Origin of the sequence: Marinobacter daepoensis DSM 16072 (assembly GCF_000421165.1) — a bacterium.
Taxonomy (GTDB): Bacteria; Pseudomonadota; Gammaproteobacteria; order Pseudomonadales; family Oleiphilaceae; genus Marinobacter; species Marinobacter daepoensis.
This window is the reverse complement of the sequence record NZ_ATWI01000011.1, coordinates 293,120-314,652: the sequence shown is the minus strand read 5'-3', so window position 1 is coordinate 314,652 and position 21,533 is coordinate 293,120. Positions and strand designations below refer to the sequence as shown.

Sequence of the window (21,533 nt, the reverse complement as noted above, 5' to 3'; positions counted from 1 at the left end):
CTCCCGGCTCCGATAGACTGGCGCTTTTTTCCGCCCGGTTGATGGGAGCATTGAATGTATCGTGAGCGGCTGGTTGCCACGGATGTGCACACAGAGAACGCCCGCCGGCTGAAGCGCCTGCTTCTGGAGTATCACGATTTCCGCCAACACAAGGCTTCACACCCGCTGCAGCCAGTCGCCCACCGAATCGCCGACTGGCAGGCAGAACGACTGAAGCACACTCATCAGGACCTTTACCGCCACCCCGGCTATCACACCGGGCTGGAATTCCTGCTGACCGATTTATACGCCCCCGCCGGTATGACCCGCCGCGACGACAACATCGACCGGGTGTTCCCCAAGATGGTGAAATGGCTGCCCGACCATTTAATCGGCACCTTTGCCGGTCTGGTCGAACTGAATCTGATTACCCAGAGCCTGGACCTGGAACTGGCGGAATGGCTGGGCGAACACAATCTGCCGGCCACCCAACTGAGTGAGGCACAATACTGCCAAGCCTACCGGGCCAGCAACCAGCTGCCCATTCGCCAGCGGCAACTCGCTCTGGTGGCTGAAACCGGGCAGGAACTGGACCGCTACGTTCGCAACCGGACCCTGGGCTGGCTGTTGTCGATGACCCGCGGCCCGGCCGACATGGCCGATCTGGGTGATCTGCACAGTTTCCTGCACCGGGGGTACACTGCTTTCCGGAAAATGGATCGGGTCGATGCCCTGATCAACCGCCTGATCAGGCGCGAGCAACAAGTCATGGAGAACATCCTGGCGGGCCATCCTGAGCCTTTCGCGCTGCCAGATGACCTCTAGCACTCCGCCGGGTGAATGCCCTCCAAACCGGGCACGGGCTCAGGCCGTGATGATCTGATCCAGCTGGGAATGGATCTCCTGCTCGATACGGGCCTTGAATGGCCGCAGCATCAACCCGAGTTCCAGCCGGATGTGCAAGTCATCCTCGGAAAGATCCAGCTGCCCCTTAACGCCGCTGCGTTTGAATTTCAGCAGGTCACCTTCCCACTGGTAGTGAACATCAAACTGTTTGGACAGGTCTTTCGCCAGCGTTTCGGCCGCCTGGCGGGCGTGTTCTTTGTCCAGAGAATGGGCACGATGGATATCAATGACAGACATGGGTCAGTTTTCTCAGTGATTTGGAAACGGTTTTACAGTGTAAGCCGGCAATAAACTTGTAGCCAAGACCCCAACGGTTAGAATACGGGGTTCAGATTCTCACAGGACCACTTCTCATGAGCGAGCAGCAAGCACCGGGTAGCCAAGGCAACGGCCAGGACGACGTTACCCACTTCGGTTTCCGGAACGTGCCCAAAAGCCAGAAGGCTGGTCAAGTGGCCGAGGTTTTTCACAGCGTCGCCGGTAAATACGACCTCATGAACGACCTCATGTCCATGGGTATTCACCGCCTCTGGAAGCGTTTCACCATTGAGCTGAGCGGCGTTCGCCCGGGGCATCAGGTGCTGGACATTGCCGGTGGCACCGGCGATCTGACCATGAAATTTTCGGATCTGGTCGGCCCCGCCGGCCGGGTGGTCCTGGCCGACATCAACGCCTCCATGTTGCAGGTCGGCCGCAGCCGGCTGACCGACCGGGGCTACGCAGGCAACATTGAATACGTTCAGGCCGATGCCGAGCACCTGCCATTTCCGGACAACAGCTTCCAGGCCGTCTCTATCGCCTTCGGCCTGCGCAACGTTACCGACAAAGACCAGGCTCTGAGAGACATGGCCCGGGTACTGAAGCCCGGTGGAAAACTGATGGTGCTTGAGTTCTCCAAGCCAGCCAACCCCCTGTTGAGCAAAGCCTACGACATGTACTCATTCAGCGCCTTGCCAATGATGGGACAGTTGATTGCCGGCGACAGTGAAAGCTACAAATACCTGGCCGAGTCCATCCGCATGCACCCGGATCAGGACACCCTGAAAGCCATGATGGAAGACGCGGGACTGGTGAACTGCAAGTACTACAACATGACCGGCGGTATTGTTGCTCTGCACGTGGGAATCAAACCCTGATGTTTCCAGGCCCGACCCTGCTGTCCGCCATCGGCGCCATCCTTGAAGGCGCCCTGAACCGGGCACTGGCACTCGACCCGGCAGGCCGACGCGCCTTGCTGGACGCCCTTGGCGGGCCGGTACAAGTATCCATCACCGCACCGTTAACCATGGCCTGGACGCTGGCCCGACTCGGCGAACAGGTACAGGTCAGCAGCCAGCCTGCCGACCAGCCAGCACTCATCATTACCGGGCGCCCCATGGCGCTGGCTGCACTTGCTCTGGGTGACGACCGGGTGTTTGCAGATGAACGCCTGACGGTCACAGGCGATACCGCCCTGGCACACCAGCTGCAACGGGCCCTGAGCCAGCTTCAGCCAGACTGGGAAGCCGCCATGGCCCGCCACATTGGCGATGTGCCCGCGCACTTTCTGGGCCGCCGCCTTCGTCAGGCAGTCTCATGGAGCCGCCAGGCGGCCAGTACCATGAACGCCAATGTGGAGGAATACCTTCACGAGGAAAGCCGCACCCTGCCCGGCCGACGTGAACTGGAAGCGACGTTTCAGGACATCGACCAACTGAACCTTCGCACCGAACGTCTTGAGGCAAGGCTCAATCAACTCGCCGCGCCCGACAGCACCAACGATACGGAGACCCTGTGACCCGCCTGCGACGCCTGTTCCGAATTGCCTGGGTATTCTGCCGGTATCGGCTGGACACCTTCCTACCCCTGTCGGAACTGCCTGCGCCTCTGAAAGTTTTCTTCATGCTGGCGCCCTGGCACCTGTTTCCACAGCCCAAGCTGAGCCGGGGCGACCGTTTGCGCCTGGCCCTTGAAGAACTGGGGCCGGTGTTTGTAAAGTTCGGGCAGATTCTGTCCACCCGCCGGGATCTGCTTCCCGACGACATGGCCGAATCCCTGAAACAATTGCAGGACCGTGTTCCTCCGTTTCCCAGCGAGCAGGCGCGGAGCATTATCGAGACATCCCTAGGGGCTCCGGTCTCAGACCTGTTTGCGGAATTCAGCCCGGACCCAATGGCCTCCGCCTCCGTCGCACAGGTCCACGCCGCCACGCTGCCCAATGGGCAAAATGTGGTGGTTAAAGTCCTGCGCCCCGGCATCGAAAAAGTCATCCGCCAGGACATCGGGCTGATGTATCTGATGGCCGGACTGCTGGAAAAATACTGGTCAGAAGGCAAGCGACTGCACCCCGTCGAGGTGGTGGAAGACTACGACTCCACCATCCACGACGAGCTGGATCTGCAACGGGAGGCTGCCAATGCCAGCCAGTTGCGCCGGAATTTCGAGAACTCTCCGCTGATCTACATCCCCTTTATCGACTGGGACTACACCCGCAAGTCAGTGCTGGTGATGGAGCGCATTCATGGCGTCCCCATCGCCGATGTCCCTGCCCTGACAGCGGCCGGGGTCAACATGAAGGTGCTGGCCGAGAAAGGGGTGGAAATTTTCTTCACCCAGGTCTTCCGGGACAGCTTCTTTCACGCTGACATGCACCCTGGCAACATCTTTGTGGATGTCAGTAATCCCGCAGACCCGAAATACATCGCCATCGATTTCGGGATCGTTGGCACCCTGGCGCCCGACGACCAGAGCTACCTTGCCCGAAACCTGCTGGCGTTCTTTCGTCGGGATTACCGCCAGGTGGCGCAACTGCATATCCAGTCTGGCTGGGTCCCCCCGGACACCCGCATTAACGAATTCGAGGCTGCCATCCGGACGGTGTGTGAGCCCATCTTTGAGCGCCCGCTGAAGGACATTTCGTTCGGACACTTCCTGTTGCGCCTGTTCCAGACGGCCCGCCGATTCAACATGGAAGTGCAGCCACAACTGGTGCTGTTACAGAAAACCCTGCTCAACGTGGAAGGGCTTGGCCGCCAGCTGTATCCGGACCTGGACTTATGGAGCACGGCCCAGCCCTTCCTGGAAGACTGGATGCGCAAGAGAATCGGGCCATCCGGACTGATCAAATCGCTGCAAAGCCATCTGCCCTCCTGGCTTGAACAGTCTCCGGAAATGCCGCAACTTATCCACGACGCCCTGCTGCAATTGCGCGCCAGCGGACCAACCGAAGCGCAGAACCAGGCTTCGCTGGCCCTGATGAAACAGCAGCAACTGCGCAGTGAGCGCCGCTGGCGGCGGGGTTTCATTGCCGCCGCCCTGGCGAGTGTGGCCCTGTTAGGCAGCCAGCCTCACGCCATTCAGTGGGCCTCAGATCTGCCGGTCTGGAGCTGGGTCTTGCTTGCCGGCGCCACAGGCATCATGCTTCGGGGCAGCCGTTGAATAATCAAGGAATCAGGATTCATAAAAATGCAAGACTCCCCCGCTAACGTCGTACAGCCTGACTGGCTCGACGACATTCAATGGACCGAAGACGGCTTGGTACCGGCCATAGCCCAGGATGCCGACAATGGCGATATTCTGATGATGGCCTGGATGAACCGGGAATCACTCAGGCTCACCGTCGAGGAACGCCAGGCGGTCTATTGGTCCCGGTCCCGGGGCAAACTCTGGCGCAAGGGCGAAAGCTCCGGGCACCAGCAGGTGCTTCGGGATATCCGGCTCGACTGCGACGCAGACGTGGTTCTGCTGAAAGTGGAACAAAAAGGCGGTATTGCCTGCCATACTGGCCGGAGGAGTTGCTTTTACCGGACCCTGAAAGATGGCCAGTGGGTCAGCGCTGAACCGGTCCTCAAGGACCCCGACAGCATTTACGGCAACAACTGAGGAGCAGTCACCGTGAGCGATGTACTGGAGCGCCTGGCACAGGTGCTGGAAGCCCGAAAGGAAGCCGACCCGAGCACCTCCTATGTGGCCAGCCTGCACGCCAAGGGGCTGAACAAGATTCTGGAGAAAGTCGGCGAGGAATGCACGGAAACCCTGCTGGCGGCGAAGGATGCCGAACACTCCGGCAACACCCGGGAGCTGGTGTACGAAACTGCAGACCTCTGGTTCCATAGCCTGGTGATGCTGTCCCAGCTGGGGCTGGGCCCCCAGGACATTCTGGATGAGCTGGCCAGCCGGTTCGACCTGTCAGGCCTTGAAGAGAAAGCGTCCCGCAATCCTTGAAGGAATACCCCAAAGGGGTATTTCCGCAAGCGGTGTCGGTTGACGTACAATGTCATGCAACAGCAACATCTGAACGAGGACCCCTCATGGGTATCAGTATCTGGCAACTTCTAATCGTACTCGGCATTGTCATTCTGTTATTCGGAACCAAGAAACTGCGCAATATCGGCAGCGATCTGGGTGGTGCCATTCGTGGATTCAAGAAATCCATGAGCGATGAGGAAGAAAAGTCTGCCGAGCAGCAGCCGCTGGAAAAACAGAACGCCGAGCAAGCTGCTCAGGCGGACGAGAAATCCAGAGAGAAACAAGGCTGAGCACCCCCTGAATGTTCGACATCGGCTTTCTTGAGCTGCTGATCTGCGGCGTGATTGCATTGCTCGTGCTCGGCCCTGAGCGCCTGCCCACGGCTGCGCGGGCAGCAGGCCGCTGGATTGGCGGCGCCCGGCGGATGGTCGGCCAGTTCACCAGTGAACTGGACCGCCAACTGAAGGCCGAGGAACTGAGGGAAGAACTTCGTAAAGCCGGCGATGTCGGCCTGGATGATGTGGAAAAAACCGTACGGGGCGCGCTTGATGAGGCCAAAAAGTACGAGCACATGATTCTGCCGGACGATCAGGCCCGGAAAACCCGGCCGGCACCCGCAACTCGTCGGGTTACGCTCCCGGACGCCTCCGACGGCGATCCGGAGCCAAAGCAGCAGGCCGCCGGTACGGAAACGGAAGCAGGTAGCACTCCGGCCGCCGGCGAGTCCTTACCGACCAGTCCTTCGGATAAGCGTTCATGAGCTCCACCCCGCACAGCCAGCAGACCTCGCCCCCTGAACAGCAGGAAATGCCTCTTATCGAGCACCTGCTGGAACTGCGCAACCGGCTCCTGAAAATGGTGCTGGCGGTCGTCATCTGCTTCGCCGCAATCTACCCCTTTGCCAACGAACTCTATCTGCTGCTGTCCCAGCCTCTGCGTGACCTTCTGCCCGAGGGGCAGACCATGATCGCCACCGATATCACCTCGCCGTTCTTCGCGCCGCTAAAACTGGCGCTGGTGCTGGCGGTGTTTGTGGCTATCCCGGTCATTCTCTATCAGCTCTGGAGCTTTATCGCACCCGGGCTTTATGCCCATGAAAAACGCCTGGCGTTCCCCTTGCTGTTTACCTCCGTGCTGCTGTTCTATGCGGGCGCAGCGTTTGCGTATTTCGTGGTCTTTCCACTGGTGTTCGGCTTTTTTACCGCCATCGGCCCCGACGGCATCGTGGAGTTGCCCGACATCAGCAGCTACCTGAACTTTGTTCTCAAAATGTTCTTCGCGTTCGGTGTGGCGTTCGAAATCCCCATCGCAACCGTTCTGCTGATCCTGACCGGCGCCACCACCCCACAAGACCTGGCCTCAAAGCGCCCTTACGTTGTGGTGGCCTGCTTCGTCATCGGTATGATGCTGACCCCTCCAGACATCATCTCCCAGACACTGCTGGCCGTCCCCATGTGGATTCTGTTCGAATTCGGCATCATCTTTGGCCGGCTGGCACATCGGGGCAAGGGCGCTGAGGACGAGCCGGAAGCCTGATGAATCTGGCCCTGCTGTTTGAGGAAGACTTTGTCGCGCCTGACCGGGTACGCATTCGGGGGCGCCGGCTGGACCACCTGAAAACCGTACTCAAAGCCGACAAAGGCCACAGGATTCCCGTGGGCAAAGTAAACGGCCTGATGGGTCATGGTGAGGTCCTTTCCCTGACGGCCACCGACGCGGAGCTTCAGGTAACGCTGGACCAACCACCCCCACCGGCGCTGCCGTTGACTCTGATTCTGGCCATGCCCAGGCCCAAGATGTTTCGAAGGGTACTGCAAACCTGCGCGTCTCTGGGCGTGAAGGATCTCTGGCTGATCAACAGCTACAAAGTGGAAAAAAGCTTCTGGCAAACGCCATGGCTCTCGGAGGACAACCTGCGAGACAACCTCACGCTGGGCCTTGAGCAGTCCAAAGACACCATGATGCCCCGAGTGCATACCCGAAAGCTGTTCAAACCCTTCGTCGAAGATGAGCTCCCAGCCCTGCTAACCGGCAAACGCGCTCTGGTGGCACACCCGGGCATGGCCGCGCCCTGCCCGTCTCATCTGAAGACACCGGCAGCCCTGTGTATTGGCCCGGAGGGCGGCTTTACCGATTACGAGGTACGGAAGCTGGAGGAGGCCGGCTGCCAAAGCGTGCATCTGGGGCCGCGCATCCTCCGGGTGGAAACCGCCGTGCCCGTGCTGATCAGCCGGTTGTTTGACGCCTGCCTGTAACCTCCCGCCCCCGGCAATCCGGAGCCGAACCGGAATCAGGCCTTCCGGCCTTGCCACACCTTGGTCAGCGGCGTGATCACCGCCACCAGAAGCCCGCCCGCCAGCAAGCCAAACATTCCATCCCCCAACGTGGTAACCAGCACCGCTGGCACCGAAGAAAGCATCTCGGCCAGATGATGAATGGCGCCGTAGACGGAGGGAATACCATGGGTCAGGATGCCACCACCCACCAGGAACATGGCAATGGTGCCCAGTACCGACAACGTTTTCATCATCCAGGGCGCCAGCCAGAGAATGCCTCTCCCCAGTTTCCGGGCCAGCGCTCCGGTTTTCTGGCTCAGGTACAACCCCGCATCATCAAGCTTCACAATACCAGCAACCAGGCCGTAGACACCCACAGTCACCATCAGCGCCACCACCGTCAGCACCGCAAACTGAAGCCCAAAGCTCTTCTCTGCCACGGTGCCAAGGGTAATCGCGATGATTTCCGCGGAGAGGATGAAGTCGGTCCTTACCGCCCCTTTGATCTTGTCCTTTTCAATCGTCTTCAGATCGACTTCCGGCTGCTTCAGAGCCTCACGCAGTTCATGCCGGTGCTTCTGATCCTGTTCCTTGTGCAAAAATTTATGGACCAGTTTCTCAAAGCCCTCGTAACACAGGAATCCGCCCCCCAGCATCAGTAAAGGGGTGATCAGCCAGGGCATAAAAAAGCTGATGGCCAACGCGGCCGGGACCAGAATCGCCTTATTTAGCAATGAACCTTTTGCCACTGCCCAGACCACCGGTATTTCCCGCGCCGGGCGAACCCCCGTCACCTGCTGCGCATTAAGCGCCAGGTCGTCTCCGAGCACCCCCGCGGTTTTCTTGGTGGCGGCTTTCGTCATCACCGCTACGTCATCCAGAACAGCAGCGATATCATCGATTAGCACGAGCAGGCTGGAGCCGGCCATAAACAGTTCCTTTACGGGTTGTAGGAGATGGAACCGAGTTTACGGAAACCGCTGGCCTGAAAAAAGTTCCGGGCGCCAAGAATGAGAAAAGCGCTAGCGTTTTATCCCCATGGCTTCGGCTGCAACCCGGTTTTTCAATGGCGCCAGCCTGTCCAGCCATCGCATCCCCGTATTCCGCAACCAGCGAACCGGAAGCTCATCTCTTGCAAAGAGTTGCCGGAACCCTTCCATTGCCGCCATCATAGTCAGGTTCTCGCCTTTTCGACGGCGCTGGTAACGTGCCAGCACCAACGGATCGGCAGGCGCCAACTTCCTGGCTTTCGCCCGCGCCAGTTCATCCAGCAACGCCGAGACATCGCCATATCCCAGGTTGGCACCCTGCCCTGCCAACGGGTGGATGGTATGGGCCGCATCACCAATCAGGACCAGCCCCTCGGCGACATAATCCTTGGCATGACGCTGGCGCAGAGGAAAGGAAAACCGTGCCGAAACAGCCTCAACACGGCCAAGCTGACGTTCGATCGCGCTCTCAAGTTCAAGGCGAAAGGCCTCGGGCTGCAGTTCCATTAAGCGGCGAGCCTCCCCAGTATCCTGGGACCAGACAATGGAACAGAAATGCTCATCACCGGACTCGTTCAATAATGGCAGAAATGCCAACGGCCCCGTCTGGGAAAATCGCTGCCAGGCGGTGTACTGGTGCGGCTGCGCCGTGCGGACGGTGCAAACGATGGCATGCTGGTCGTAATCCCACTCCCGGGTGGCCAGGCCGGCCCACTGACGCAAACGGGACAGGGCACCATCGGCGCCTACCACCAACGTTGCCCTCAGGGTGCGTCCATCGTCCAGCTGAACCCCTGCCGCCGGGTGCCAGCCCTGAACCCGAACACCATCAATCAGAGCCACGTCACTGTCGGCCAACTCCGAAAACAGAGCCCGGACAACCGAACGGTTCTCAACAATGGTACCGAGTGAGTCGGCGTGAAGTTCCGCCGCATCAAAGCGTATCCGGCCGGTGCCATCAGCGTCCCAAACCGTCATTCTGCGGTAGCCACAGTGCCGGCTTGCCTGTACATGGCGCCAGGCCCCAAGCTGCTCTAGCAGGCGCTGGCTGGCCAGTGAGATTGCACTGACGCGGGGCTCAAAGTCATCAACGTTGTCCGCTACGCCAACCGGCGCTGTCAGGTCTGACAGGGTGGCTCCTTCCACCAGCCCCGTCTTCCAGCCCTGCCGGGCCAGGCCCAGAGCCAGAGCAGAGCCAACCATCCCGCCACCAACCACAAGCACATCAAAACGGTCGGTCTCCCGCGACTTATTCGTCATGTTCACCTGCCTTAGCCAAAAGAGCCTGAGACGGAACCTGGGGTTTGCGACCACCGGTGCCCATCGCTTTGCGAGCAAACCAACGCTTGGCACCAGGCATCAGATCCAACCCCACCAGACCAACATCCCGGGCCGCCGCTACCGGCGACAACGGCTGACCAAAAATCCGGATCAGAGAATCTGAAAACTGAACCGTCTGCTGCCAGTCCTCCCGGTGCAGTTGCTGGTAGCGGCCCAACACCGCCAGATCTCCGATGGGAAGCCCTTCATCCACCGCGCGACGAAACTGTTCCACCAGCGTCATCAATCCCCTCAACGCCAGGTTGAACCCCTGCCCCGCCACCGGGTGCAATGCATGGGCGGCATTGCCCACAAGCGCAACGCCCGGGCGTACCGGTTCAGCGACCGTGGTAAGTTTTAAGGGATAGTGGTGGCACTGGCCTATGCGGGTAAAGCGCCCGAGACGCCAACCAAAACGCGCCTGCAGTTTCTGGCACTTCTGTTCATCAGATAACGACAGTATGTCGCTCAGCTCTGTGTCCGACAGCGTCCAGACCAACGCCGACTCATGCCCCGCCCGAGCCGGGGAACCATGAGGCAGCAGGGCCATCGGGCCAGCCTCGGTAAACCGCTCGTAAGCGGTAAAGCCATGACTATCGCTGGTGGAAACGTTGGCAATGAGCGCATTCTGGCCATAATCCTCAGTCCGCGCGATAAACCCCAGTTTTTCCCGCAACCCGGAACGGCCACCATCGGCAATCACCAGGCAGCGAGCGTTGACTTCGTGTGGTTCATTTCCCCGCTGAATGGCCACCCGAACGCCCCCGGACACAGGCGTCATATCAACCACTTCCGCCGGCGCCAACCAGTTCACGCTGGTGCCCATCAAGGCCCGCATCAGGGATAACCCCATCCAGCGATTGTCAGCAACGTACCCCAGCGCCTCCTGATCATGCTCATGGGCATGCAGACGGGTCGCCCCGAAACGCCCCCGGTCCGACACATGAATATGACGTATCGGCGTGGCATGTTCAGACAAGCCCGGCCAAAGGTCCAACGCATCGAAAATCCGTCGGGAGCCCCACGCCAGCGCCGTGGAGCGGGCGTCATAGCTGGGCTGGTAATCCGCTGGCAAGGCATCCGGCGACAACGGAAAAGCTTCAACCACTGTCACTGACAGCTCAGGCACAAAACGGGCAAGCGCCAGGGCCAGGGTCGCACCCGCCAAACCACCCCCCGCAATCAGCAGGTCTGTATCCAACCGGTTTGTATTCACAAGGTCAGTCCGCCATCAGGGCTTCGATCTCGGCAACGGTTTTCGGCACACCTTCCGTCAGGTTCCGGCAGCCATCTTTGGTCACCACCACATCGTCTTCAATACGAATCCCGATGCCGCGCCAGCGCGGATCTACGCTGGTGTTATCCGGCGCCACATAGAGGCCCGGCTCAACCGTCAACACCATGCCCGGCTCCAACACCCGCCAGGCATCGCCCACCCGGTAATCACCAACGTCGTGTACATCCATTCCAAGCCAGTGCCCGGTCCGGTGCATGAAGAACGGTTTGTAGGCTTCGCTGGCCAGCGCGTCGTCCAGCGTGCCAGACAGCAAGCCGAGGTCAATCAATCCCTGGGTCAGCACCTTTAAAGCGGCTTCATGGGGCTGATTCCAGTGATTGTCCGGTCGTATAGCCTCAATGGCAGCGTGCTGGGCCGCCAGAACCACTTCGTACAACGCTTTCTGTTCCGGACTGAATTTGCCACTGACCGGGAACGTCCGGGTAATGTCCGAGGCGTAACACTCCAGCTCGCAGCCGGCATCAATCAACACCAGATCGCCTTCTTTCAGTGGGGCGCTGTTTTCTATGTAATGGAGGATACAACCGTTTGCGCCACTCCCGACGATGGAAGGGTAAGCGGTGGACCGGGCGCCGTGCTCCATAAAGGTGTGTATCAGCTCCGCCTCAAGGCTGTATTCGTAACCACCAAGGCGGGCCCGTTTCATGGCCCGACAATGCGCCTCGGCACTGATCTGACCCGCTTTGGCCATGACTTTGATTTCCGAAGCACTTTTGTACAGGCGCATGTCATGCAGCAAGTGCTCCAGAGCCACCAGTTCACCGGGCGGATGTGCCCCCGACCGGACTTTGCTGCGGATCACTTTAAGCCAGTCCATCACACGGGTATCGAACGCGGGGTCTTTACCCAGCGGGTAATACACCCGGCTACGCCCTTCGATCATACCCGGCAGGATGTCATCGATATCAGCAATCGGAAACGCATCATCCAGCCCAAACCGCTCTATCGCCCCTTCCGGCCCGGCAAGAAATCCGTCCCAGAGCTCTTTCTCCGGATTGCGCTCCTTACAGAACAGGACGGCTTCGCCATGTTCCCGGCCCGGAATCAATGCCAGCACCGCTTCCGGCTCGCCAAAGCCTGTGAGGTACTGGAAGTCACTGTCCTGTCGGAACGGGTGCAGGACATCCCGGTTACGAACCCGCTCCGGCGCTGCCGGCAGAATCGCAATGCTGTCCGGTGCCATCCGGTCCATCAATCTGCGGCGGCGCTCTGCAAACTCTTTAAGAGGAATGGTTACGGCCATGCTAGCTCCTGGTCAGTGCAGGGTTGGCTTATCGGCAGCCGGCTTCTCCGGCTCGTTGAACTCGGTGAAAACAGCCAGAGCCCCAAGACGCACGTATTCGGTAATTTCAAGCAGTTGCTGCTCGCTTTCGTCATCAGACTCTTCATCTTCCGACAGCTGGCTGATGGCCACCAGATCTTCGATCAATTCCCGGATTTCCTCCGGGGCCTGGCCAAGGGAGGCACCAGCCTCCAGAGCCATACCTTCAAGAAACCCGCGGACCCACGCCACCAGAGCTTCAAGCCGCTGCTCTATCGCGTAATCGTCGTCGGGCAGCAAGGGCTGGAAAGACAGGTCTGTCGACTGCAACTGATTCAGCGTGTTGCCGTAAGCACAATGCATGAAGGGCGCTAGATCCTCAGACTCTGCCGCTGCTTCATCGGCCAGCCCCATATGCTCACACACCATCGCCAACCACCGGGGCTCGTCAATGCGGGCACCCGCAGCAAGCTGGCCACACAGCACACCATGCAGTTCCGAGGGGTGGCTGAACGCTTTGTGGGCCGTAAACAGGTTGGCCCAGCGCTCGAATTCAGCCGCACGGGCGGCAGAGTTATCGGTTTCAGACATGAAGCTGCGTTTCCTTCGGTCAGTACAATCGGCATTCAGGCGCTCGCAGGAACGGCGCCCCAATAAATACCGTATCCTAGCATTCTGGGAAAATCCTGGCACGAATGACCACCCAGGGGTTGCTTTTCTCTTCACTCAACACAAAAATGTTATAACGTACCAACAACGCACAGGTGTACCCATGCCCCTCAAGCACTCCGTCGCCCACCCACTCTTTACCGCCATCGCCGCGCTGTTATCGCTCCACGCCACTGCCTCCGACAACCCCGGTGCCCACCAGCACGGCTTTGCCGAGTTGCAGATTGCCATTGAAGACAACCGGGCAGACATCCTACTGCTCTCCCCGGCCTACAATCTTCTGGGCTTTGAACACCAACCTCGAACCAGCGGGCAACACCAGCAGCTGCAGGCTCTGAACCAATGGGCGACAACGACTCCGTTGCTGAACACTCCAGAAAACACCTGCCGGATAACAGGCGCCAGTTTTCAAGGCGACTCGTCTCAGGATGCCGGGAACGGGCACTCACACCACGACCATGCACATCACGACAACGGCCACAGCGACCTCGAAATCACTCAATCGCTGATCTGCGAGGGCCTGACCGGCCATAGAACACTCACAACCCCGCTTACGGCGCAGTTCCCGGCGCTTGAGCAGCTGAAAATTCAGTGGGTTGGCACCAGCGGTCAGGGCGCCACGCGCCTTGAGCGAGGCCAGTCACAATTCGACATTAACCACTAACAGGCTATTCGGTGTAAGGTTCCACCGATTCCGCTGCCATCGAGTATGAAGACGTGGCCAGATCGCTCTCGGTTCGCTCAACCACCAGGGTCCCATCTATCCAGACCGGGTTGTACAAGGCATCCAGCGTGAAGCCTGCCGGGTACTTCACATGAATGATCTGGTTCGGCGGCGGGGGCGGCACATGAATGCAGGCCCCGTAATAGGGCACAAGGAAGAACTCGAGAATACGCATGTCATCGGTCGCCTTCAGAGGGACAACAAAGCCAGGAATACGCCCCTCGACGTTGGCCATCTCCGGCACCACCCGGCCAGTCATGATTTCATCGGGCAGCAGGACCGGGCCATCCCCGTCATGTTCGATCTCTGGCATGTTTTCAAGCAGGGCGAGGTCTTCAGCTGGCATCAGTTCCAGCCAGTCAATTTCTCTCGTTTCGGCTTTGGCCGCCGATGACAGAAGCAACACAACCCAGAACCCCAAGCGGGCCACCCATTTTCGGGACAGAACATCAGTGAACATCAACTCGGGCTCTCCGATAAACCAACGATCAACAGGCACCATCATACCGCGGCAGACACGAGACGGATATGAACACCAAGACAGTACAAACATCTGACGCACTCGATGGCGGTTCACTGGCCATCCAGAGTAAAAACGTGCGGTTCTGCTGGCCCGGACAGGCCAGTGAGCTGACCTTCCCGGATATCCACCTGCCCAGGGCCCAACACCTGTTCCTGCATGGGCCCAGCGGAACCGGAAAAAGCACGTTGCTTGGGTTACTGGCCGGCCTGCAAGCTCCGGCTTCTGGCCGAATTGACCTGCTTGGACGAAACCTGGGGGACATGAGAGCAGGCCAACGGGACCGGTTTCGGGCGGACCACATCGGGGTAATTTTCCAGCAATTCAATCTTGTGCCTTACCTGAGCGCCCTGGACAACGCCATCCTGCCCTGTCGGCTGTCGCCCCTGCGCCAAACTCGGGCGGGCCAGGCCCCCGAGAACACTGCCCGCGAGCTGCTGAAACAGCTGGCGGTCCCGGAAGAGCACTGGCATCGGAATGTAACCAAGCTGTCGATTGGCCAGCAGCAACGGGTGGCGGCGGCGCGGGCACTGATGGGCAATCCCGAAATCATTCTCGCCGACGAACCCACCTCCGCTCTGGATGCCAACAACCGGGACCGTTTTCTGGACCTCCTGCTTACCCTGGCTGCGCGCCACAACAGTTCCGTTGTCTTTGTCAGCCATGATCAAGCCCTGGCAGGCCACTTTCACAACCAAATGACACTGGAGGCCGACTCATGAACAAAGCACGCCTCATTCTGTCTCTCGCCACCGCCAGTCTTTGGTACCGGCGCCGGGTACTCACTCTGGTCTGCCTGACTCTGACACTGAGCGTGACCCTGCTGCTCGGCATTCAGTATCTCCGCACTGAGATACGCCAGTCGTTTACCAGCACCATCAGCGGCACGGACCTTATCGTCGGCGCCCGCAGTGGCCAGTTGAATCTGCTGCTTTACACCCTGTTTCATATCGGGGATGCCACCAACAACATCCGCTGGTCCACTTACCAGTCAATGGCTGAGGACAGCCGTATTGACTGGTTGATCCCCATCTCACTGGGCGACAGTTACCGCGGCTACCGGGTTGTCAGCACCAACGACCAGTTTCTGGCCCATTTCCAGTATGGCAGTGGAAAGCCCCTCACACTCACCAATGGACACTGGTTCCAGGACCTGTTCGACGTTGTAATTGGCGCCGGCGTGGCCCGCGACCTCGGACACACCCTTTACGATCCTCTGGTGCTGTCCCATGGTGGTGGGCGAACGAGCTTTTCCAAACATGGGGATCTGCCCTTCCGGGTATCCGGGATACTCGCGCCCACGGGAACCCCTGTCGATCGCGCGGTGTATATCAGCCTTGAGGCCATGGAAGCGATGCACGTAGGCTGGGAGTCTGGAGTCGCCATCCCTGGCCGGACGCTTTCGGCCGACAAGGCCCGCGAGCGGAATTTCACGCCGGAGGCCATTACCGCGGTGTTCATTGGTCTGGATCGACCGATCCTCACGTTTCAGCTCCAACGAGAACTGAACCAGCATTCAACCGAGCCCCTTTCCGCAATCCTCCCGGGTGTCGCCCTGAGCGAGCTCTGGCGAATGATGGGGCAGTTTGAGAACGCCCTGCTCGGCATCAGCGGTTTTGTCGTGCTGACCAGTCTGGTTGGACTGATTGCCGTGCTCCTTACCCTGCAAGCCCAGCGACGCCGGGAAGTGGCCGTGTTACGGGCAACGGGGGCCTCTCCGGGACTGATCGCCGCACTGTATACCATTGAGTGCGTGGGGCTTGCAGTGGCCAGCTGTGGACTGGCCCTTATTCTTGGCGCCGGCGCCGTCTCAGGCTTCGGGCCCTGGTTGCTGGAGCACTACGGGCTTCAGGTTCAGCTTCGCCCTCTGCGTGAGGAGGAATGGCTGCTTCTCGGCGCGGTGCCGCTGGCTTCGCTGGCAGTCTCCGCCATTCCTGCCCTGAATACCTGGCGGGCCAGCCGTCGCCAAGGCTTTGGCAGTCCGGAGCCAGACTGAGCTGACGCAGAAAGTGACACACCTCACGACAGGCACGCCATGACAATGCGGTAAATTGACCGGTCTGGCGTGCGCACTTATAGTAACTCTCAACAAAATCACCTACGTTGGGCAGGTCATGGAACAGTCCGAAGTACAGGCATTAGCGGACAAGCTGGACAAGCTGATCAAGCGCTGCGAGAAGCTGGAGAAAGACAACGCCCTGCTGAGGGAACTTCAGGACGACTGGAACCGGGAACGGGCCCAGCTGATGCACAAGAACGATCTTGCCAAAAACAAGATCGAAGCCATGATCGGCCGCCTGCGCGCACTGGAGCACCACTGATGTCAAAAACCCCAACCACCGTGGAAGTCAGGATTCTTGACAAGGAATACCTGGTGGCCTGCCCTCAGGAAGAGCAGGAAGCCTTGCTGCGCGCGGCCCGGCACCTGGACACCAAGATGCGGGAGATCCGGTCCAGCGGCAAGGTATTCGGTACCGAGCGTATCGCGGTTATGGCAGCCCTGAACATCACCCACGCGCTGCTGGAAAGGGATACCATGTCAGATGCGACCAGCAGCCTCCTTCGAGCCATGGACAGCCGGCTGGATGAAGCGCTGGGAGAGCCCTCAGGCAACGAATCCTGAAAGAATCGGGAATCGGGCTTGCAATCCGCCCCGGCCCTGCCCGTATAATGGGATCAACTTCCTGGGCTGTTCGCTGGTCGGGTACGTCCTCGAGCCGATACGCAATACCCAGGTGGCTACTTCAGGACATTGTGAGCATGTCCCCCACGGGGGAAAGCCTAATATGTCACAGCGGCCACCGACCTTGAACTTCTGGGTTCAAGGGCCACATCCGATAACGGCAGCCCGGGAAGCTTTTCTTACTCTTCGCTCAACCTCTGTATCCTGAGCCTGATCAACGCATCCAGCGCCTCAGCATTACCGTGACGCCGCTCAAACTCCAGCTCTGACCAGACAGAACCGTCTTCCTTTGCCAGGTTCAGGCGCTTCTCATACAGGACATCCCATTGGTCCAGATACTGATAGGCCCGCCCCGCGTCACGCGCAACCAGCTCTCCCCGGTCGTACAACAGCCCGAGAAACGCAAGTGCTGCCAGATTCTGCTCTTCTGCAGCTAACTCTAACAGCTGGAGGATACGATCGGTCTGGGCGGCAGCATCAGGCTGGCCCACCAGATAGAGCGCCTGCCGGTACCTTGCCTGTGACACCAGTGACTTCAGGTCTGAGGGAATCTCAGACCCAGGCATTCCCACAAACAGCTCCCGTGCGCGCGCAGCACTGTCTGCCCGGCCATCCCGATCAAGCACTCTCGCCAGCAGCAACCCTGCCCGCAAGTGGCCTTGATCGGCCGCCCGTTGCAGCCATCTCACGGCATCAACAAGACTGGGGGCTACGCCTTCAACACCTCTGACATACACGGCACCCAACTTATAGGCAGCTTCCGCATCTCCCCCCGATGCCATCCCTTCCAGCAGCTTAACCGCGCGAAGAGATGACTCGTCCGCCAACCCAGGCATACCGGACAGATAGATATCGGCCAACCCGTGCCTGGCCCGGTCATCATCCGGGGCAATCCGCTCCAACTGCTCCACCGCCCGAAGGACCAGCTTTGGCTGCCCATCCGGTGGATTCATGTACATACGGGCAAGCCACAAGCGGGCTTCCGGCTCCCCCTGATCCGCCGCACGGCGCAGCCAGTCCAGCGCTTCGTCATAGTGGTTCTCGCCAGCATGCCCGGCCACTGCCAGCTCAACGCCCATGGCCAACTGAGCTTTAGCATCCCCTTGCCTGGCCGCGGTTTCAAGCCAACCCCAGGCTTTGTCCGGATCATGCCACGGCGATGTCGGCGCATTATAGATCCGGGCCAAATGAAACTGGGCCCGGGCATTACCGATGTCTGCAGCATAACGATACCAGTTGGCCCGCGCCTCAAAGCCACCATCAACCACCGCGGGGTAAAGTCTCGCCAGATAGTCCAGGCGCTGTAAATCCGTCTCCGGGGGCTTCACCCGCCAGATCTGATCAGCAATTCCCTGAATCTCAAGACCTTCGTCATCCACACACCCCCGCTCAGGCACGATAGCCCGGGTATCTTCCCGGCAGTAATCCGCAAACGCCCGATGGCGAAATAGCTGCCCGGCGTCGCCATAATCTGAAATTTCTGCCGCAACCCGGGCCGCCCGCCCCTTATCCTGAGGTACGCCATCCCCCACCCAATACATCATGGTAAGGTCAGCCAGCGCCCGGGAGTATCCAGAAGCCTGCAGCAACGTCATCGCCTTGCCGGGATCCAGCGTTACCCCTTCCCCATGACGGTACATTTCAGCCAGAAGATGGAGCGCTTCCCGCCGGTCCGCTGCATCAACCCTGTCAGCAACACGTCCGAGCCAATGGGCCGCCTCCTGCTGACGTTTCTCCCCCCCCAACCCGAGATAAAGCAACCGGGACAATTCATACATCGCACGCGCCTGTTCATAGGGCTCTGTCTCACCCGACAGGTATCGCTGGTACGCTTCCCGGGCAACTATGTAGTCTGCCTGGACCAACGCACGCCTGCCCTCCACATAGGTCTCCTGCGGGTTTGCGGCACAGCCGGAAAGAGCCGCGACCAGCCCCAGAACAGCCACAACATGGAGACGACGGAGCAAATGACAGGAGGGCATATCAGGATTCCTCAGAGATCAGCGAGCAAGTACCCTACCACGGTTTTAACGCCGGCCTTTTGATATGGTACAAACTACGCTGATGTCATCATGGACAGAGGCCAGACAACAGGACGCTGCAACCTTGACCCACATGCCTAACGACAATGCATTCGACTCCGGGCTTGACCAGCCATCTCGCCAGGCACTGAGAAAAACACTTCGGCAGCAACGCCGGGGCCTGAGCTATGAAGAACAGGCACAGGCTTCCGAGCGCCTGGCCCTCAATCTGCTGAAACTTCCGGAGATGCACCGGTCCCGGCACATCGGGGTCTATCTGGCCAACGACGGTGAAATTGACCCAGCCCTGTACATCGATCTGGGCCGACGCAAAGGCCTGAATTTTTATCTTCCGGTACTGCACCCGGTCTACCCGGGCAAGCTGGTTTTCAGCCCCTACCGTGAGGGCGCCCTGTTAACCGCAAACCGCTTTGGCATTCCTGAACCGGCATTCTCCGAGGCACGGCGAAGACCCGCCTGGGCATTAGATGCAGTGCTGTTTCCGCTGGTAGGTTTTGATGAGATGGGGGGCCGGCTTGGGATGGGGGGCGGCTTTTATGATCGAACCTTCGCGTTTAGCCGGTTAAGACCCGGCATGGCTCCCAAGCTGATCGGCCTGGCACACGATTTTCAATGCGTTGAACGTCTGCCCACAGAACCCTGGGATGTGCCTTTGCACGGAGTGGTGACAGACAGGCGCTGTTATCGCTTCAGATCCTGACTGGCGACGAAGCCATAATCAACCACGGAAGCTTCCCGATTGTCGCGCGTGTCTTCAGAAGCCTGAATGGACGTAAAACCGGTGATCACAAGGCCGACAGCAAAAATGAGCACGATGGCACGGATGATGTCAGGCTTGCTCCCCATTTCGTGTATTCCCGTTATCGTTCGTTTAATTGGCAGGAAAATCAGATGACTATTACTGATTTACAGAATTAGACGAAAGACTAACACGTAACTCCGATTTTACAATTTTTGACAGATTACAGTTGCGTAAGGATGAGATAAACCCGCGGGACAGGGTACACATCCCCACCCACGGGCCAACCAGGCACCAGCTGCTGTGACCTTACCGGGCCTTGCCGTTACCGGCCCCCAGGAACAGGCGATAGGCTTCGTTATCAGTCATGTTTTCATAACGGAATCCCACCTTATCGAGCATCTTCTCAAAATCCGCGACTTCACCTTCCTCAACCTGTGCGCCCAGCAAAACCCGGCTGTAAGCCGCACCGTGGTTTCGGTAGTGGAACATGGAGATATTCCAACGCGTGCCCAGTGACATCAGGAACTTCAGCAGCGCGCCCGGGCGCTCCGGGAACTCGAACTGGAAAACCTTTTCGTTGGTGATGGTAGGCGCGTGGCCACCCACCATATGGCGAAGATGCTGCTTGGCCAGATCACTTTCGGTCAGGTCGATCACCGAATACCCCGTTTCGCGAAGTTCCTGAACAAGCTCATCGCGGCCCTGGCCACCGGCCTGTATCTGGATGCCGACAAAAATGACCGCTTCCTGCTGGTCGGCATACCGATAGTTGAATTCGGTAATGCTGCGCTTGTGCAAAGCGTTGATAAAGGTTTTAAACGCCCCGGGTTTTTCCGGAATGGTCACTGCCAGAATCGCTTCCCGCTTTTCTCCGATCTCGGTGCGTTCAGAGATATAACGCAGGCGATCGAAATTCATATTGGCGCCACTGAGCACTCCGACCAGGTTCTCGCCTTCCACCTGCTCGCGCTCGATGTACTTCTTGATGCCGGCCACAGAAAGCGCCCCGGCGGGTTCTGCAATCGAACGCGTATCCTCGAACACATCCTTGATGGCCGCACAGATCTCATCGGTAGACACCGTGATGACTTCATCCACCGCGTCTTTACAGATGTTCCAGGGCTCCTCCCCGATCTGCTTCACGGCCACGCCATCGGCAAAGATACCGACCTCATCCAGAATTACCCGTTCGCCAGCGGCCAGGGCCGCCTGCAGACAGTTGGAGTCTTCCGGTTCAACGCCAATCACCCGGATGTCAGGGCGCAGATATTTGATGTAGGCCGCCATCCCGGCAATCAATCCTCCACCACCCACCGGGATAAACACCGCATGCAGGGGCTGGGAAAACTGCCACATCATTTCCATGGCGACGGTTCCCTGTCCCGCAATGACATCCGGGTCATCGTATGGGGGGATGTAGGTATAACCGTGTTTCTGGATCAACTCCTGCGCGTGGGCAGCCGCCTCGTCAAAAGCGTCGCCTTTAAGCACCACTTTGGCTCCACGCTCACGCACCGATCGCACTTTGATATCCGGCGTGGTCTGAGGCATCACAATGATCGCCTTAATGCCAAGCTGCTTCGCAGACATGGCCACACCCTGGGCATGGTTGCCCGCCGATGCACAGATCACTCCTTTGGCTTTCTGCTCTTCGGACAGCTGAGCCAACCGGTTGTATGCGCCGCGAATCTTGAAAGAAAACACCGGCTGAAGGTCTTCACGCTTGAGCATAATATGGTTGCCAAAGCGCCTGGACAGACTACGGGCTTCAGTAAGCGGTGTTTCGACGGCCACGTCGTAGACGCGCGCATCGAGGATCTTCTTGATATAGCGTTGCGGCATGATGGTTCCGGTTGCTGGTGGAGGTTCAGGAAAAACCCACAGTGTAGAAAGTTTGC

Annotated in this window: 26 protein-coding genes and 1 other RNA gene; 17 read left to right on the top strand and 10 right to left on the bottom strand. The window is 59.1% G+C overall.

Going from position 1 to position 21,533, the window contains the following annotated elements:
* Window positions 1-54: 54 nt before the first annotated feature.
* Window positions 55-804 (top strand): DUF8198 family protein, encoded by a 750-nt coding sequence (locus tag K325_RS0113395; protein ID WP_029654783.1) that lies wholly within the window; start codon window positions 55-57, stop codon window positions 802-804.
* A 39-nt stretch (window positions 805-843) separates the two neighbouring features.
* Here K325_RS0113395 and K325_RS0113390 read toward each other — a convergent pair whose 3' ends face one another.
* Window positions 844-1,122: a polyhydroxyalkanoic acid system family protein gene (locus K325_RS0113390; protein ID WP_029654782.1), complete on the bottom strand. Its 279-nt coding sequence runs from the start codon at window positions 1,120-1,122 to the stop codon at window positions 844-846.
* Window positions 1,123-1,238: 116 nt separating this feature from the next.
* Here K325_RS0113390 and ubiE point away from each other — a divergent pair, with 116 nt between their 5' ends.
* The 9 genes from ubiE to K325_RS0113345 all read left to right on the top strand — a co-directional run bounded on the left by ubiE (window position 1,239) and on the right by K325_RS0113345 (window position 7,367).
* Complete coding sequence (gene ubiE, locus K325_RS0113385; protein WP_029654781.1) at window positions 1,239-2,021, top strand: bifunctional demethylmenaquinone methyltransferase/2-methoxy-6-polyprenyl-1,4-benzoquinol methylase UbiE; 783 nt, start codon at window positions 1,239-1,241, stop codon at window positions 2,019-2,021.
* Complete coding sequence (locus K325_RS0113380) at window positions 2,021-2,662, top strand: ubiquinone biosynthesis accessory factor UbiJ (RefSeq protein ID WP_029654780.1); 642 nt, start codon at window positions 2,021-2,023, stop codon at window positions 2,660-2,662. The genes ubiE and K325_RS0113380 overlap by 1 nt, the downstream gene beginning before the upstream one ends.
* Window positions 2,659-4,302: a ubiquinone biosynthesis regulatory protein kinase UbiB gene (ubiB, locus tag K325_RS0113375; RefSeq protein WP_029654779.1), complete on the top strand. Its 1,644-nt coding sequence runs from the start codon at window positions 2,659-2,661 to the stop codon at window positions 4,300-4,302. Before K325_RS0113380 ends, ubiB begins: the two co-directional genes overlap by 4 nt.
* Window positions 4,303-4,329: 27 nt before the next feature.
* Window positions 4,330-4,746 carry a phosphoribosyl-AMP cyclohydrolase gene (hisI, locus tag K325_RS0113370; protein ID WP_029654778.1) on the top strand — a complete coding sequence of 139 codons (417 nt, stop codon included), beginning with the start codon at window positions 4,330-4,332 and terminating at the stop codon, window positions 4,744-4,746.
* 12 nt (window positions 4,747-4,758) lie between these two features.
* On the top strand, window positions 4,759-5,088 hold the full coding sequence (locus K325_RS0113365; protein WP_029654777.1) for a phosphoribosyl-ATP diphosphatase: 330 nt from the start codon (window positions 4,759-4,761) through the stop codon (window positions 5,086-5,088).
* Between the two features lie 86 nt (window positions 5,089-5,174).
* The gene (gene tatA / locus K325_RS0113360) at window positions 5,175-5,402 is read left to right on the top strand and encodes a Sec-independent protein translocase subunit TatA (RefSeq protein ID WP_029654776.1); all 228 of its coding nucleotides are present in this window, start codon (window positions 5,175-5,177) and stop codon (window positions 5,400-5,402) included.
* A gap of 11 nt (window positions 5,403-5,413) precedes the next feature.
* Window positions 5,414-5,872 (top strand): Sec-independent protein translocase protein TatB, encoded by a 459-nt coding sequence (gene tatB / locus K325_RS0113355; RefSeq protein WP_029654775.1) that lies wholly within the window; start codon window positions 5,414-5,416, stop codon window positions 5,870-5,872.
* Window positions 5,869-6,648, top strand: coding sequence for a twin-arginine translocase subunit TatC (gene tatC / locus K325_RS0113350; protein WP_029654774.1), 780 nt, complete (start codon window positions 5,869-5,871; stop codon window positions 6,646-6,648). The genes tatB and tatC overlap by 4 nt, the downstream gene beginning before the upstream one ends.
* Complete coding sequence (locus K325_RS0113345) at window positions 6,648-7,367, top strand: 16S rRNA (uracil(1498)-N(3))-methyltransferase (RefSeq protein WP_029654773.1); 720 nt, start codon at window positions 6,648-6,650, stop codon at window positions 7,365-7,367. The genes tatC and K325_RS0113345 overlap by 1 nt, the downstream gene beginning before the upstream one ends.
* A 35-nt stretch (window positions 7,368-7,402) precedes the next feature.
* Here the strand turns inward: K325_RS0113345 and K325_RS0113340 are convergent, their stop codons facing one another.
* From K325_RS0113340 to K325_RS0113320, 5 genes are all read right to left on the bottom strand, one after another.
* The gene (locus K325_RS0113340; protein WP_029654772.1) at window positions 7,403-8,317 is read right to left on the bottom strand and encodes a DUF808 domain-containing protein; all 915 of its coding nucleotides are present in this window, start codon (window positions 8,315-8,317) and stop codon (window positions 7,403-7,405) included.
* A gap of 93 nt (window positions 8,318-8,410) precedes the next feature.
* On the bottom strand, window positions 8,411-9,637 hold the full coding sequence (locus K325_RS0113335; protein WP_029654771.1) for a UbiH/UbiF/VisC/COQ6 family ubiquinone biosynthesis hydroxylase: 1,227 nt from the start codon (window positions 9,635-9,637) through the stop codon (window positions 8,411-8,413).
* The gene (gene ubiH / locus K325_RS0113330) at window positions 9,627-10,913 is read right to left on the bottom strand and encodes a 2-octaprenyl-6-methoxyphenyl hydroxylase (RefSeq protein ID WP_029654770.1); all 1,287 of its coding nucleotides are present in this window, start codon (window positions 10,911-10,913) and stop codon (window positions 9,627-9,629) included. The genes K325_RS0113335 and ubiH overlap by 11 nt, the downstream gene beginning before the upstream one ends.
* A 4-nt stretch (window positions 10,914-10,917) precedes the next feature.
* Window positions 10,918-12,237, bottom strand: a complete 1,320-nt coding sequence (gene pepP / locus K325_RS0113325; protein WP_029654769.1) for a Xaa-Pro aminopeptidase — start codon at window positions 12,235-12,237, stop codon at window positions 10,918-10,920.
* A gap of 12 nt (window positions 12,238-12,249) precedes the next feature.
* Window positions 12,250-12,846: a UPF0149 family protein gene (locus K325_RS0113320; protein ID WP_029654768.1), complete on the bottom strand. Its 597-nt coding sequence runs from the start codon at window positions 12,844-12,846 to the stop codon at window positions 12,250-12,252.
* 181 nt (window positions 12,847-13,027) lie between these two features.
* Between K325_RS0113320 and K325_RS0113315 the strand changes: the two genes are divergently transcribed.
* Window positions 13,028-13,588, top strand: a complete 561-nt coding sequence (locus tag K325_RS0113315) for a ZrgA family zinc uptake protein (protein ID WP_029654767.1) — start codon at window positions 13,028-13,030, stop codon at window positions 13,586-13,588.
* Between the two features lie 4 nt (window positions 13,589-13,592).
* Here the strand turns inward: K325_RS0113315 and K325_RS0113310 are convergent, their stop codons facing one another.
* A complete protein-coding gene (locus K325_RS0113310; protein ID WP_029654766.1) occupies window positions 13,593-14,108 on the bottom strand; it encodes a DUF3299 domain-containing protein in 516 nt (171 codons plus the stop codon).
* 68 nt (window positions 14,109-14,176) lie between these two features.
* Between K325_RS0113310 and K325_RS0113305 the strand changes: the two genes are divergently transcribed.
* The 5 genes from K325_RS0113305 to ssrS all read left to right on the top strand — a co-directional run bounded on the left by K325_RS0113305 (window position 14,177) and on the right by ssrS (window position 17,027).
* The gene (locus K325_RS0113305; protein ID WP_036193544.1) at window positions 14,177-14,890 is read left to right on the top strand and encodes an ATP-binding cassette domain-containing protein; all 714 of its coding nucleotides are present in this window, start codon (window positions 14,177-14,179) and stop codon (window positions 14,888-14,890) included.
* Window positions 14,887-16,164 (top strand): ABC transporter permease, encoded by a 1,278-nt coding sequence (locus K325_RS0113300; protein WP_029654764.1) that lies wholly within the window; start codon window positions 14,887-14,889, stop codon window positions 16,162-16,164. The genes K325_RS0113305 and K325_RS0113300 overlap by 4 nt, the downstream gene beginning before the upstream one ends.
* A gap of 118 nt (window positions 16,165-16,282) precedes the next feature.
* The gene (locus tag K325_RS0113295; RefSeq protein ID WP_029654763.1) at window positions 16,283-16,489 is read left to right on the top strand and encodes a TIGR02449 family protein; all 207 of its coding nucleotides are present in this window, start codon (window positions 16,283-16,285) and stop codon (window positions 16,487-16,489) included.
* Complete coding sequence (locus K325_RS0113290; protein WP_029654762.1) at window positions 16,489-16,791, top strand: cell division protein ZapA; 303 nt, start codon at window positions 16,489-16,491, stop codon at window positions 16,789-16,791. The genes K325_RS0113295 and K325_RS0113290 overlap by 1 nt, the downstream gene beginning before the upstream one ends.
* Window positions 16,792-16,846: 55 nt before the next feature.
* Window positions 16,847-17,027, top strand: a non-coding RNA gene (gene ssrS, locus K325_RS18405) — 6S RNA.
* A 3-nt stretch (window positions 17,028-17,030) separates the two neighbouring features.
* On the opposite strand, the gene K325_RS0113285 is transcribed toward ssrS, so the two are convergent.
* Entirely contained in the window at window positions 17,031-18,833 is a 1,803-nt protein-coding gene (locus K325_RS0113285; RefSeq protein WP_029654761.1) for a tetratricopeptide repeat protein, read from the bottom strand.
* A 133-nt stretch (window positions 18,834-18,966) separates the two neighbouring features.
* Between K325_RS0113285 and K325_RS0113280 the strand changes: the two genes are divergently transcribed.
* Window positions 18,967-19,593 carry a 5-formyltetrahydrofolate cyclo-ligase gene (locus K325_RS0113280; protein ID WP_029654760.1) on the top strand — a complete coding sequence of 209 codons (627 nt, stop codon included), beginning with the start codon at window positions 18,967-18,969 and terminating at the stop codon, window positions 19,591-19,593.
* On the opposite strand, the gene K325_RS18705 is transcribed toward K325_RS0113280, so the two are convergent.
* Window positions 19,575-19,739: a hypothetical protein gene (locus K325_RS18705; RefSeq protein WP_169441799.1), complete on the bottom strand. Its 165-nt coding sequence runs from the start codon at window positions 19,737-19,739 to the stop codon at window positions 19,575-19,577. The genes K325_RS0113280 and K325_RS18705 overlap by 19 nt on opposite strands.
* Window positions 19,740-19,941: 202 nt before the next feature.
* The gene (gene ilvA / locus K325_RS0113270; RefSeq protein ID WP_029654759.1) at window positions 19,942-21,477 is read right to left on the bottom strand and encodes a threonine ammonia-lyase, biosynthetic; all 1,536 of its coding nucleotides are present in this window, start codon (window positions 21,475-21,477) and stop codon (window positions 19,942-19,944) included.
* Between the last annotated feature and the right edge of the window lie 56 nt (window positions 21,478-21,533).